Raw genomic sequence first — 13,010 nt, 5'->3', positions numbered from 1 at the left:
TCCGGGACATGGCACTGGAACGGGCATCTTTTGTCGTCTTTGTCCGACCCCCAGGGCTTTGCCCGTCTGGCATGATCCCCCAGGGCTCCGCCCGTTTGGCATAGTCCCCCAGGGCTCCGCCCGTTCGGCCCTGAAAGGCTCTCCCAGAGCCTTTCCGAGACGGGCCTCACCCCATCCAGCGCCGAACAGGGGCGTTGCTTTCCTCCAGGGGCTGACAGACCACATCCACCAGGGTGGGGCCGTCGTGATTAACCGCCTCGCGCATCACCCGCTCCAGGTCCTCGGGCTTGTCCACACGCCAGCTTTTGATACCATAGGCGGCAGCGATGGCGGCATGGTCGGTGCGGTTGAAATCGACGTTGTAGTACCGCGCGCCCTTGTCCGCGAACTGGCTGGCCTTGATCCAGCCGAAGTTTGAATTGGAGAACACCACAAAGGTGATGGGCGCGCGGGCGCGACAGACGGTCTCCAGCTCACCCACGGTAAATCCAAAGGATCCATCTCCCATCAAGGCCACGGTTTTTGATGCGGGCCGCCCGAACCATGCCCCCAAGGAAGCCGAAAGCGCGTAGCCAAGGGCGCCATGCGCCCGGTTGGTGATGAAATAGCGCCCCGGTTGCTGCAATTGGTAATAGGCCGAAAAATACGGACAACTGGTCCCGGGATCAGAAACCACAGTGGCATCCGGCGGCAGCACTTTCATCAGCGCATCAACCACGCGCTCGGGGCGGATTGGGGTCTCGGTGCTTTGGGCCAGGTGATGAAACCTTTCAAACTTGCGCGCTTTGATCTGTGCGATGGCAGCAGCACCGCCAAAGCTATCCGCGCCCTGCGCCCGGCGATCCAGCACCGCGTTGACCGCAGCCAGCGAGAGCCGCAGGTCGCCCACCACCCCCACCTCGGTGCGGTAATTGGCGCCGATCACCATCGGGTCATTGTCAAAATGCACGATACGGGTGCCGGGTGCCGGGGCCTCCCAGCGCGAGGTGGTGGTAGAGCCTGCACGACAGCCCATGAACACCACCAGATCCGCCGCCTCCATCATTTCCCAGGTTTCATCGGTGCCGCCGTTTGAGCCCACAACACCCAGGCAATTGGCATGGGTCTCGGCCAGGGATCCCTGACCTGAGATCGAGGTTGCGACTGGAATATCCAGGCGGGTGGCAAGCCGGGAGAGCTCCTCCATGGCGCCGGCAATCACAATGCCGCCGCCACAGATGATCAGCGGCGATTTTGCCGATAAAATTGCATCAATCGCCGCCTCTGCAGCGCCGGGTTCGGGCGCCTGCGGGTAGGCGGGATAGCTTTGGTGTTTTGGGTCTGCCCAGATATCACTGGGGTCAACCGCATCATATTGCACATCATATGGCAGGCCAAGATGAGCCGCACCTGACCGGCCAGTGGTCATGGCCTTGAAAGCGGTGCGCACCATCCGGGGGATGTGTTGGGACTGTTTGATCACCGTGTTCCACTTGGTCAGGGGCCGCATCAGGGCCTCCTGGTCGACCTCTGTCAGCGGGTATTTTCCATAAGACGCAACCGAGATGTCGGTGGTGATGCCAAGAACCGCGTAGGAGCTTTCGGTGGCTTCAATGAGGCCGGGCAGGATATAGGTGGCGCCGCCACCGGAGGGACCCTCGGCCACGCCGGGGCGACCAGTGACGCGGGAATAGCCATCGGCCATATAGGTCGCAGAGCGCTCGTCGCGGGTAAGCACATGGGTTATGCCGTGATCCAGGCCATAAAGCGCGTCATAAAAGGGCAGGGTGGTGTCGCCGCACAGACCAAAGACATGGCGCACGCCGTGGGCTTCCAACATCCGCACCAGGGCCTCGGCGCCGTTCATCGCATTGCTCATTTTACTCTCCCGGGTTTGATCAATCTGTTTTGGTCATTGTGCAGCTCTCTACGGGTGCCGCGTTTTGTTCATTGCATCACCAATGGAATCAAGTCGTGTGCTCACAACTGTATACAGTTTGGAGTTCATTATTGCGGACAAGTCAAGTCTGCTCTAGCGTGGCCTCAAATCAGCAGGGAACTGCGCCAAGATCAGGATGCGAGCGGAACAAGATGGCCAAACGGGAAAGCAATGTTGATCGGGTCTATGAGGCGCTGCGCCGGATGGCAGCGGATTTTGCCTTCAAGCCTGACCAGCGGATCAATGAAAGTGCCGTGTCCGAGGTGCTGGGGGCCAGCCGCACGCCGTTGCGGGAGGCGCTGAACCGGCTGGTGGCCGAGGGGTTTTTGACCTTTCAGATCAACCGGGGATTCTTTTGCCGCCCGCTGACGCCAGGCTATATTCTTGACCTGTATGAGGCGCGTGTGGCGATCGAATGTGAAGCCCTGCGCATTGCTTGCCTGCGCGCACCAGAGCAAGATATCTCCGCATTTTCCGACTATCTGGACCGGATGGAGCCGGACTATGAAAGCGCCACCGATTTGGAAGAGCTGTTGGCGCTGGACGAGAGTTTTCATAATCGCCTGGTGCAATTGTCCGGCAATAGTGAACTGCAACGGATGCTGAAGAACCTCAATGGGCGGATCCGCTATATCCGCTTGATTGATCTAAAGCGGATGCGCGATCAGGCTGAGGGGCGCCCGCCGGGCGATGTTTCGGCCCATCGGCAGGTGCTACAGGGGCTGGCCGCACGGGACGTTGAGGCTGCAACCAAAGCCCTGCGGGGGCATATTGAAAAGCGCCGTGAAGAGGCAACCGAGGCGGTGCGCATCGCCTTTTCCCAGCTCTATGTGCCGGACGAAGACTAGGCACTGGACGCTAATCACTGGGCGCGGCGGGCATTACTCAAAAGGAGACGGGATGGAACAGGGTGGCAAGACGGTCTATGGGGCTGCGGTGGGGATCTTGATGTTGGAAACACAGTTCCCGCGTATTCACGGCGATATGGGCAATGTCCTGACCTGGGATTTTCCGGTGCATTACCGGGTGGTACGCGGTGCTACTCCGGATTTGGTGGTGCGCAATGATCCGACCAAACTGGTGGATTTGTTCATCGAGGCAGGGCGTGACCTGATTGCGATGGGCTGTGATGGCATCACCACCAATTGCGGCTTTCTGGCGCTGATCCAGGATCAGGTCAAAGCCGCGCTGGGGGTGCCGGTGGCGACGTCTTCGCTGATGCAGGTGCCGATGGTGCAGGCGCTTTTGCCTAGGGATAAGCGGGTTGGCGTCCTGACCATTTCCAAGGAGACACTGACCCCCGCCCACCTGCGTGCTGCGGGCGCGCCGGGGGATACGCCGGTTGGCGGCACAGAGGGGCTGCGCTGCTTTACCCGTGATATACTTGGGGATGCTGCGGCGATAGACTTTGAAGCCTGTCGGCTGGACATGATTGACAGCGCCCGGGCGCTGGTGGCGGATAATCCGGATCTGGGGGCGATCGTGTTGGAATGCACCAATATGGTGCCCTATGCCCGCGATCTGCGCCGGGTGACGGGCCTGCCGGTGTTCTCCATCCAAAGCTTTGTCACCTGGTTTCAGGCCGGGCTGATGCCGCGTCGCTTTGATCTGGAGCTGGATGACCCCCGCTGGTAGCTCAGGGGCTCCCTCCTGTGAGGGGGCGTTAGCTGAGCACCAGCAGCCAGAACCAGACTGTCATCACCGAAGCGGCAGTGGCAATCAGCACCGAAGAGGCGGCGACCCGTTTGGCGCGCCCGTACATATTGGCAAAGATATAGGCGTTGAACCCCGGCGCCATGGCAGCGTTCAGCACACCAGAGCGGAACAGATCCTGTTTCAGCCCCAGCGATCCCCCCAGCAGCCAGACAATGCTGGGATGCACCATCAGCGCGATGACGCAGACAAAGCCAATGGTGCGCAAATCGCCTTCGGGGCGGTACTGAACCAAGACGCCGCCCAGGGCAAACAGTGCTGCGGGCAGGGCGGCCCGAATGACCAATTGCAGGGCTTCATCAACAGCCGTGGGGATCGTCACTCCCGCGAGGTTGAAAGCAAAGCCAAGCGCGATGGCGAGGATCAGCACGTTTTTGAACATCGCCGTCAGCACCGAAGAGACGGTTTTGACCCCACCAGCCCCGCGGTTGCGCACCACCTCCATCGCGGTGATGCCCAGCCCGTAGCAAAAAGGAGAGTGAAAGGCGATGATCGCATAGTTGCCGGTCAGGTTCTCAGGTCCAAAGGCGCGTTCGGTAATGGGCAGCCCCAACAGAACGGAATTGGAGAACAGGCAGCAGAACCCGATGGCCACGCAGTCTTCCCAGTCGCGTTTGAACAGCAGCCGGGCGCCCGTCAGACCGATGCCAAAACAGGTTGCGGCTCCGGTATAAAAGCTGATGAGCAACTTGGGATCAAAACTGTTGGACAGGTCAAGATTGGCCATGGCGTGAAACAGCAGGCAGGGGATGGCAAAGCCCTGGGTGAATTTCATCAGCCCCTCAATATGAGAGGCGGAGAAAACCTCCTTTAGCGTTGCGACATAGCCTGCAGCCACTACCAGAAAGACCGGCAGGATGACATCAATCAGACTTTGCAACATCGCGGTTTCCTTTGGAGCAGTCACTTTGGGCTTTGAAAAATGGCGGGCTTTGAAAAGTGGCGGGCCCGTTGGGCAATGTGGTCGGCGGCGAGACTGGCGGGACTGGTCAGACTGGCCAGGCAGAAAAAATCAGGTTCTGCACTTACTGCGGGCGGCAGGGCCGCCCGGAGAAAACCTTGCCTACAGCGGGCAGCGAATGACCATGCCGTCATAGGCCGGGGTGATGTGATCGGCGGTCTCGGCCTCAAGCGTGGCATAGTCCAGATCAACATGCATATTGGTCAGCACCGCGCGTTTTGGCTGCATCCGCTCGATCCAGGCCAAGGCCTGCTCAAGACTGAAATGGGTGGGGTGTGGGCTGCGACGCAGGGCATCCAGAACCCAATAATCCAGCCCTTCCAGCACCTCGGTGACATCCTCGGAGATTTCGGCAACATCCGGCAGATAGGCGAGATTGCCAATGCGGAACCCCAGGGCATCCATGGCCCCGTGATTGACCTCAAAGGGCAGGAAAGGGATCTCGCCGCCGGGGCCACCAATGGAAAAGGCGCCATCAATGGTCCGCAGATCCAGGATCGGCGGATAGGGGGAGCCTTCGGGCTGCACAAAGGCATAGCCAAAGCGCGACAGCAGCGCATTTTGCGTATCGCCATCGGCGTAGACGGGCACGCGGGCGCGCATGTTGAAGACGATCATCCGCAGGTCATCCATGCCATGCACATGATCGGCATGGGAATGGGTATAGACCACCGCGTCCAGCCGTCCCACCCCGGCATCCAGCAACTGGCTGCGCATGTCAGGCGAGGTGTCGATCAGCACCGAGGTGGTGCCATCCGGCCCGTCGCGTTCCACCAGCATGGAACAGCGGCGGCGACGGTTGCGTGGGTTGTCAGGGTCGCAGTCGCCCCAATGACCGCCCAGGCGGGGCACCCCACCGGAAGAGCCGCAGCCCAGAATTGTATAGCGCAGCTCAGCCATCAGGCAGCGGCCTCATACCGGGCGGCCTTCCAGAACAGGCGGTCAAAATTGGCCTGGGTCTGCGCGGCAAAATCACCATAGTCCAGATCAAAGACCTGGGCCCCAACCTGCGCGGTGAGGGCCGAATATGCCGGTTCGTTGCGTTTGCCGCGATGGGGCGGTGGCGCCAGATAGGGGGCGTCGGTTTCCACCAGGATACGGTCGAGTGGCGCTTCGGCAAAGATGTCGCGCAGCTCCTGGCTTTTGGGGAAGGCTGAAATACCTGACATCGACAGGTAAAACCCAAGGTCCAGCGCCGCCCGGCCCAGTTCAACCGAAGAGGAGAAACAGTGCATGACGCAGCTGAAGGCACCGTTTTGCATCTCTTCGCGCAGGATCCGCGCCATATCGTCATCGGCGGCACGGGCGTGGATGATCAGCGGCAGTTTGGTGTCGCGGGCGGCGGCAATATGGGTGCGCAGGGACTGCTGCTGAATTTCGGCGCTTTCGGCCGTATAGTGATAGTCGAGCCCGGTCTCGCCAATACCGACAAATTTTGGATGATCCGCCAGGGCAACCAGATCATCATAGCTGGCCATGGGTTCTGAGGCGACGCTCATCGGGTGGGTGCCTGCGGCGTAGAACACCGGTGCATGGGTCTCGGCGATGGCGCGCACAGCAGGCTCGTTCCTGAGCTTGGTGCAGATGGTGACCATGCGGGTCACGCCTGCCTCGGCAGCGCGGGCAATGACCGCATCCAGCTCGCCCTCAAAATCGGGGAAATCCAGATGGCAATGGCTATCGGTGATCTGTGGAATTGTGGTGCTCATGCCTGCCTCGTCGTGTGTCTGGCCGGATCCGGGATGGCCTGTCTATAGGTCACCGGGATGCGGTCTCTTGCATCTTGAAAACCGTATCTAGGACAAGTGAAGCCGGGTCAAGGTTCACGGCCTGCCCGTGGCGTGCGCGCGTCGTGGCCTCAGCCGAGAGATCAGCCCAGGCGCGCCCCTGCAGCGGCGTTGCGGCCAGTCGGGTCAGCATTGCGGCCTCGCCTGCTGCGGCTTCGGGCTGTGGCGGCTGACCTGTGGCGCCGGTTCGGGCAAGCCGCGACAGGGCGACCTCGATCAGGGTGAGCAGCAGTTCAAACTTCTCGGCTGCGCCGCGCTGGGCTGAGGCCTCAGCCAGAGCGATGGCGCGTTGGCGATCCAACCGGGGCATGGTGTTCAGGATCTGTACCAGCTCGGCGTAGATCCTTAGCCCGCCAAGGTTCAACATTCGCAGGGCGGCCCCAACAGACCCCGCCGCCAGGGCGGTGAGATGGGCGGTGTTTTCAGGCAGTTCGGCTCCGGCCTGCGCCAAGGCAGATTGCATATCTTCCGGCAAAAGCGGCCCCAGTCGCAGGGTGCGGCAGCGGGACCGGATCGTCGGCAGCAGGCGCGAGGGCTGATGGGAGATCAACAGCAAAGTGGTGCGGGCAGGGGGCTCTTCGAGCATTTTCAGCAAGGCGTTGGCCGCACTTATGTTCATGTCGTCTGCGGCATCCACAATCACCACGCGGCGGCCGCCGTCGGTGGAGGACAGGCCAAAAAAGCGGTTCAGTTTGCGGATATCATCGACCACGATCTGATCGCGCAGCTTGCCCTTGTCGTTGTAGCTGCGGCTGATGGCGACCAGCCCGGGCTCGGCCAGGGCCTGAATGCGGTGTGACACCGGGTGTTCGGGGTCAATCGACAGCGAGGTGGCTGGGGGCGGTGCACCAAACAAGCCTTCCTCGGCGGCTGGCGTCGCCAGCAGGAACCGGGCGATGCGCCAGGCCAGGGTCGCCTTGCCGACGCCCTGCGGTCCGGTGAGCAACCAGCCGTGATGCAGCCGGTTGGAGTTGAAGGCGGTGAGAAAATCCTGCTCTGCCTGATCCTGCCCAAAGAGCTGGGTGGTCTCGCGCGGGTGCGGCGCGCCTGGGGCCTGATCGGCGCGCGGCAGCTCTTCGTCGGCTTTTGCCTTGGGGGCGCGGCTCATTGCTGCGCTGCTTTGGTACGGGCCGCCAGTGCGGCCTCAGTGAGGCGCAAAACATCAGCAGCAACGGTGTCGATATCCCGGGCACCATCCACAACTCTGAAACGGTCGGGAAACTCAGACGCCAGAGACAAAAAGCCCGCGCGCATTTTCTCCTGCAGGCCGAGGCCAAAATCCTCAAACCGTTCTTCGGTGCCCTGGCGCCCCTTGGCGCGGGACAGGCCGGTGGCGGGATCCATATCAATAAGCAGGGTCAGGTCCGGTTCACGTCCAATCATGAGCGCATGCAGCTGATCCACCGTGGCGCGCAAATCGCCCCGCGACATGCCCTGGTACATCCGGGTGCTATCGGCAAAGCGGTCACATATCACCACCTTGCCCGCAGCCAGAGCGGGCAGAATGGTGCGTTCCAGGTGGTCGCGCCGTGCGGCGGTGAACAACAGGATCTCGGTCTCGGCGGACCACTTGTCTGGGTCGCCTTCCAGCACCAGGCGGCGGATATCCTCGGCCCCCTCAGAGCCGCCGGGCTCGCGGGTGAGGACAACATCGTAGCCCGCCGCGCGCAGAGCTTCGGCCAGGCGTTTGCACTGGCTTGATTTGCCCGAGCCGTCAATACCTTCAAAGGTCAGGAACAGGCCGGTCGGCAGGCGTATGCTATTCTCGCTCACTGTTGTGCCTCGGGACCAGCAATCAGGCGTCTGGACAGAACCTTTGCTGCATTTTGCACCCGCTGAAAGAACCCCGCATTGGCGACATCCTGTTCAGCCACCAGGGGCAGGCGGATTTCGGGCAGCCCCTCCGGCTGCAGAACCAGCTCTGCCAGTTGTTGACCTTTGCTGATGGGGGCATTGATTGGGCCGGAATAGACCACCTCAGCCGGGATTTCAGAGCCTGCGAGGGCAGGCAGCAGGATTTCCAGATCGGTTTCAGGCACCAGGCCTACCGATCGTTCCGCTCCCCGCCAAACTTCGGCGCTGGCAACCGAGACACCGGCCTTGGCGACGATCTTTTTGGCAAATTGGCGAAACGACCAGTTAACAATGGCCTCAGCCTCCTCTGCGCGGGCCTTTGTGCTGTCCAATCCGGTCACCACAAAGATCACCCGGCGATCCCCCTGCACGGCGGACCCGACCAGGCCATAGCCTGCCTCAGAGGTGTGACCGGTCTTCAGCCCATCCGCACCGATGCCAAGCCCGAGCAGGGGATTGCGGTTGTGGGTATTGGAGGGCGCACGACCATCAAAGGCAAAACTCTTCTCTGAAAACAGAGGGTAATACTGTGGGAAGTCTTCGATTAGATGTTCGGCAAGGATGCCAAGGTCACGCATCGACATGCGGTGGCCAATAGCGGGCCAGCCGTTGGCATTGGCAAAACTGGCATCACTCATGCCCATCTCATGGGCGCGTTTGGTCATGTAGCGGGCAAAACCGGCCTCTGTGCCATCGGGGCTGAGCGCCTCGGCGATGACCACACAGGCGTCATTGCCCGACAAAACGATAATGCCGCGCAGCAGGTCTTCGACACGCACCCGGTCGGTGGTGTCCAGAAACATGGTTGAGCCGCCATAGCTCATGGCATGGGCACTGACAGGCAGACGCTCATCCAAAGACAGCCGGCCATCGCGCAGCGCTTCAAAGGCGACATACAGCGTCATCAGTTTCGACATCGAAGCCGGGGGCAGCGGAACATCGGCATTCTTGGACAAAAGCACGGTGTCGGTCCCCTGATCCACCACGTAGGCGGCCCGCGCCTTGGTGTCAAAAGCGGCAAGCGGCAGCGCCGTCAGGCAAAGTCCAAAGCTGGCGGCCAGGGCAAGTTTGGCAAAGGGGCTGACCATTGATTTCATGCCTGCGACCTCCTTGGGGGTGGGGATGGTGTTAATTGGTGACAGCATAGGCATCGGTAAAGCCGGTTTCCTGAATCTTTTTCAGCAGCTGGCTGCGTTCTGACTTGGATTTGGCGGGGCCGACCACAACGCGCCAGAATGGTTTCCCATTCCCGGTTTGCGCCAGCACGGTGGGGATCAAACCGGCATTGCGCATCTGCGCGGCGGTGTTCTTTGCGTTGCTTTCAACGCTGAAAATGCCAATTTGAATGTAGGGTTTGCCCAGCGAAGAGACACGCGGCGCCGGGGCAACGGGCGCCTGCGGGCGTGGAGCCTGTGGACTGGGCGCCTGTGGACTGGGCGCTGGTGCGGCCTCAATCGCAGCGGCGGCGCCAGCAATCGGATCCAGCGGCGTGGCTTCGATTTCATCCGCGCCAAGCGCTGTGGTTGCCGCCTCTTCCAGGGGGCTGTCCTGCAGGGTGGCGTCCGCCAGCGCGGGTTCTGGCTGTTCTTCGGCTTCACGGCGCAGGGCGGTGACATTCAAATCAATTGGAGCACCTGCCAGTATGCCCAGAGCCGCCGCCGCATCCGAAGAGATCTGCAACCGGGGGCCGGGGATTTCGCGCTCGCGGCGGAACAGGGCGCCGATGACAAATTTCCCATTGGAGGTGTTGCGGATGATCACGCGTTCGGGGTCTTTGGCATCTGGATGCGCCACCCAGACACCGCCCAGCGATGGCCGACCATCCCAGAGCCCGGCTTCACTGACCTGAAACACATCAGGGGCCTCGACGTCGCGTTCGACCAATTGTGTTCTGCTGGAGCCGGTTACTGCAGTCTCTGCCGCCCTGGGCTTCAGAAACCCGAGATTGGCGCCTTCTTCGCAGGCCGAGAGTGCCAGCACTGAGATCGCCATCAATGCGAGGCCAGATCTTGGTCTCCATTTCGGCATGGTTGGTGTCATGATCATTTCCTTGCCTGTGCTCATTGCGCCAAAGCGCACCTCGCCGGATTTCCCGGTCGTCGTTATGATTTGGCGAATGATAGCCTGCGGCGGCAGTCATGAAAACCCTATGCCCGAGCGTGGTTTGTAAAAGCTGGGTGATGGGCGCGATCCCGCGCGTTTCCTGCGGGCTCAGCACGGTCTTGCCCCTCACTGGGGGAGATCTCCAGGGCATTTGCGAGCAGGAATAATTTCCTCTTGCGTGTTGTCCTGCAGCACCTTAAACCGCCCCCAGACCGGGGAGGTGGCAGAGTGGTCGAATGCGGCGGTCTTGAAAACCGTTGAACGTGAGAGCGTTCCCAGGGTTCGAATCCCTGTCTCCCCGCCACTCACATCTGTCTCAACTTACCCCCACCTCACCGGATGCGTTTTGCGTGATTTCAGATGGCCATACGCTGTGGTTTTGAAATGAGACTTCCGTTCGGGCGCCCATGGCCTTCGACAATTGCGTTGACGCCACCGCACGGCCTTTTGGCGGGTTTGATCTGGCGCGAGTTTCCCTGATAGGGGGGGCTGTGGCTGCTGCGGGTGCATGCCCCAAGTTGCCCGAGACAGTGGGCCTCAGTAGGCCTCAGTGCGCCATGGAGCGGAGGCGCCGGCTCTTGGCGCTGGTGCAAGCGTGAATTCACAGAAAAAGGGCAGCGGGGGGTTCCTCTGCCTCTTTCCCCTTTGACTGCAGAGTGCCAAATACATCAATGGCTTGACATTCTGGAGTTTTGTAAGGTTCCGGATGAAAAAATGTGTTTAATATTGAATTCTGTGCATCTATGCTGTGAAGGCGGGAGCGCTATAGTCAAGGCTTTGAAAACCACGACAAAAGTGGATTTTTTGGCGTGTCGAGAGCCTGCAGGGTGAATGAAAGCGGAATTTAGTGGAGTTGGTTTTCGGAAATGTCTGAGCGAAAACTCTATATAGCGGATGATAATTTTGAATTCGCAGAATACCTTATGACGGTTGCACAGCGGTTGGGATGGACCGTGCAAACCTGTTCAAACGGAAATGAACTGCTTGCCTTGTTGTACTCAGGCGATGGCCCGGCGGTGGTCTTGGTCGATATAAATATGCCGGAAAAAGATGGCATAGAGGTAATCGAAGGATTGTCGGAAGTGTCCCGTCCGCTGCGGTTTCGGTTTATGACGGGCGGTGCCGATGCCCCGATGTTGGCGGCAAAACTGATGGCGCGGGCTAGAAATCTCTCGGTTGGGCGCAATCTCTACAAACCGATTCCAATGGACAATTTGAAACGGGTGTTGGTGGATGAATGGGACGCGCTTTTGCAATTGGAAAAAGCACCAAATCTTCCTGCTGAGTGAGCAAGCTGTCTCTTTCGTCAGACGAAAGTGATTGCAGTGTGCCCACGGCGGCAACTCTCTTCACATCCTGCGTCCTTTAACGCGCGGTTCAGACAATTGGTAACGCGCAGGTCGCGCTTATCTGTGGGCTGATCCTGGTATCCTCGACGCGATAGCCCCTATCTGTGGCTAGCCCTGCTTGTGCAGGGCTCGTAGGTCACAGGACAGAGCCATCTGCCTGGCGCGGGAAACAGGGCACCGGCTTTGTCCGCTGCAGATCAGTCTCCAAAGGGTTGAATGGAAGATTACAGTTTTAATTAATATCAAAGTAAAGAATTCAATTGGGTGAACATTAAAGAGTTCTTCCATGCGCTATTGGACCAAAAGTAATCCAGTCTTAAGACTAACATGCTTCTTTGGGAGGGCAGTTTTTTAGGAGCGAAACATGAAGTTCGGAATTGTGGCAGCCGTGTCTGCCTCACTGGTTTCCCTTTCTGGCGCCGCAACGGCCGCCGAAATCGAAGTTATGGCGGGTGATCTGCCGCCAATGGTTCAAAAGGATGGAACCGGTCGCGAGGCGGAAATTATTTCTGCCGTGCTGGGGCATTGTGGCCATACCGCGAAATTTACCGTTCAACCCTTCACACGCCATTGGCAGTCTTTTGAGAAAGGCTCTGGGGATGCTGTGGCGACCGTACCCGTGGGCATGCCAACTGCGGGGACACAAACTCAGTCCTATATCTCCTATCAAAATGGCGTGTCCTATCTGACCTCATCAGACCATGAGGCCTCCGCGCTTTCTGATCTGGAAGGCTGGAATATCGTTGCCTTTGAAGGCGCCAGCAACATCATTCCAGGTCTGGGCGGTGGCACCTCTACGTTTAAATCCTACCGCGAAATGGCCGACCAGAAAACCCAGAGCAAACTGCTTTATGGTAAGCGGGTAGATGGTATCCTGGGCGATGGTATGCTGTTCGCCGAGTTCGCGCGCCAGTTGCGCGAAGGGGGGGCGTCTTCGGGCGTGGACGCCAGCCAGTCAATTGAATTCCGGGCTATTTTTGACCCCAGCCCCTATGCAATGAGCTTTAGGGATCCGGCATTGGCTGCCGATTTTGACCGCTGTTTTGCTGAGCTGGATGCGGCCGGGACCATTGCCGAAATCAACACCAAATGGACTGACAAGTATCGTGATGCCCTCGAAGGCAACTACATGTCTTACTAAGTGATTGCCGCTGTTCCGGGATCTGCCCGCAAGGGTAGACTGCGGGGCAGCGCAGCCTTCCCGTTGCAAGACAGCAAGAAACGGGACCGGGACTTCAGTTTAGTCAGATGAGCCACCAGCCTCCTCAAAGGTGGGCCCCCGAGCATATCACCGATGGCTTTGAAAACGGTTCGATTGTCACCCT

12 protein-coding genes and 1 tRNA gene are annotated in these 13,010 nt (G+C 59.8%); 5 read left to right on the top strand and 8 right to left on the bottom strand.

Features of this window, described 5'->3' with window-relative positions; all coding sequences use genetic code 11:
- Positions 1-166 precede the first annotated feature (166 nt).
- Positions 167-1,858 (bottom strand): thiamine pyrophosphate-binding protein, encoded by a 1,692-nt coding sequence (locus tag ARCT_RS0117340; protein WP_027241207.1) that lies wholly within the window; start codon positions 1,856-1,858, stop codon positions 167-169.
- 212 nt (positions 1,859-2,070) lie between these two features.
- Here ARCT_RS0117340 and ARCT_RS0117335 point away from each other — a divergent pair, with 212 nt between their 5' ends.
- Positions 2,071-2,766 carry a GntR family transcriptional regulator gene (locus tag ARCT_RS0117335; RefSeq protein ID WP_027241206.1) on the top strand — a complete coding sequence of 232 codons (696 nt, stop codon included), beginning with the start codon at positions 2,071-2,073 and terminating at the stop codon, positions 2,764-2,766.
- A 52-nt stretch (positions 2,767-2,818) separates the two neighbouring features.
- Positions 2,819-3,553: an aspartate/glutamate racemase family protein gene (locus ARCT_RS0117330; RefSeq protein WP_027241205.1), complete on the top strand. Its 735-nt coding sequence runs from the start codon at positions 2,819-2,821 to the stop codon at positions 3,551-3,553.
- A gap of 28 nt (positions 3,554-3,581) precedes the next feature.
- On the opposite strand, the gene ARCT_RS0117325 is transcribed toward ARCT_RS0117330, so the two are convergent.
- The 7 genes from ARCT_RS0117325 to ARCT_RS0117295 form a co-directional block, all read right to left on the bottom strand.
- A complete protein-coding gene (locus ARCT_RS0117325; protein WP_027241204.1) occupies positions 3,582-4,514 on the bottom strand; it encodes an AEC family transporter in 933 nt (310 codons plus the stop codon).
- Between the two features lie 180 nt (positions 4,515-4,694).
- Positions 4,695-5,492 (bottom strand): MBL fold metallo-hydrolase, encoded by a 798-nt coding sequence (locus tag ARCT_RS0117320; RefSeq protein WP_027241203.1) that lies wholly within the window; start codon positions 5,490-5,492, stop codon positions 4,695-4,697.
- Positions 5,492-6,301, bottom strand: a complete 810-nt coding sequence (locus tag ARCT_RS0117315) for a TatD family hydrolase (RefSeq protein WP_027241202.1) — start codon at positions 6,299-6,301, stop codon at positions 5,492-5,494. The genes ARCT_RS0117320 and ARCT_RS0117315 overlap by 1 nt, the downstream gene beginning before the upstream one ends.
- Positions 6,302-6,350: 49 nt before the next feature.
- Entirely contained in the window at positions 6,351-7,487 is a 1,137-nt protein-coding gene (locus ARCT_RS0117310; RefSeq protein WP_027241201.1) for a DNA polymerase III subunit delta', read from the bottom strand.
- Positions 7,484-8,152, bottom strand: a complete 669-nt coding sequence (tmk, locus tag ARCT_RS0117305; protein ID WP_027241200.1) for a dTMP kinase — start codon at positions 8,150-8,152, stop codon at positions 7,484-7,486. The genes ARCT_RS0117310 and tmk overlap by 4 nt, the downstream gene beginning before the upstream one ends.
- Positions 8,149-9,321 carry a D-alanyl-D-alanine carboxypeptidase family protein gene (locus ARCT_RS0117300; protein WP_154665460.1) on the bottom strand — a complete coding sequence of 391 codons (1,173 nt, stop codon included), beginning with the start codon at positions 9,319-9,321 and terminating at the stop codon, positions 8,149-8,151. The genes tmk and ARCT_RS0117300 overlap by 4 nt, the downstream gene beginning before the upstream one ends.
- Before the next feature lie 40 nt (positions 9,322-9,361).
- On the bottom strand, positions 9,362-10,273 hold the full coding sequence (locus ARCT_RS0117295) for an SPOR domain-containing protein (protein WP_027241198.1): 912 nt from the start codon (positions 10,271-10,273) through the stop codon (positions 9,362-9,364).
- A gap of 277 nt (positions 10,274-10,550) precedes the next feature.
- Between ARCT_RS0117295 and ARCT_RS0117290 the strand changes: the two genes are divergently transcribed.
- From ARCT_RS0117290 to ARCT_RS0117275, 3 genes are all read left to right on the top strand, one after another.
- A tRNA-Ser gene (locus ARCT_RS0117290) sits at positions 10,551-10,640 on the top strand.
- A 562-nt stretch (positions 10,641-11,202) separates the two neighbouring features.
- On the top strand, positions 11,203-11,625 hold the full coding sequence (locus tag ARCT_RS27235; RefSeq protein ID WP_051360848.1) for a response regulator: 423 nt from the start codon (positions 11,203-11,205) through the stop codon (positions 11,623-11,625).
- A gap of 424 nt (positions 11,626-12,049) precedes the next feature.
- Positions 12,050-12,826 carry a substrate-binding periplasmic protein gene (locus ARCT_RS0117275; protein ID WP_036785089.1) on the top strand — a complete coding sequence of 259 codons (777 nt, stop codon included), beginning with the start codon at positions 12,050-12,052 and terminating at the stop codon, positions 12,824-12,826.
- Positions 12,827-13,010: the final 184 nt, after the last annotated feature.

Origin of the sequence: Pseudophaeobacter arcticus DSM 23566 (genome assembly GCF_000473205.1) — a bacterium.
GTDB lineage: Bacteria > Pseudomonadota > Alphaproteobacteria > Rhodobacterales > Rhodobacteraceae > Pseudophaeobacter > Pseudophaeobacter arcticus.
This window is presented reverse-complemented; position numbering and strand designations above follow the sequence as displayed.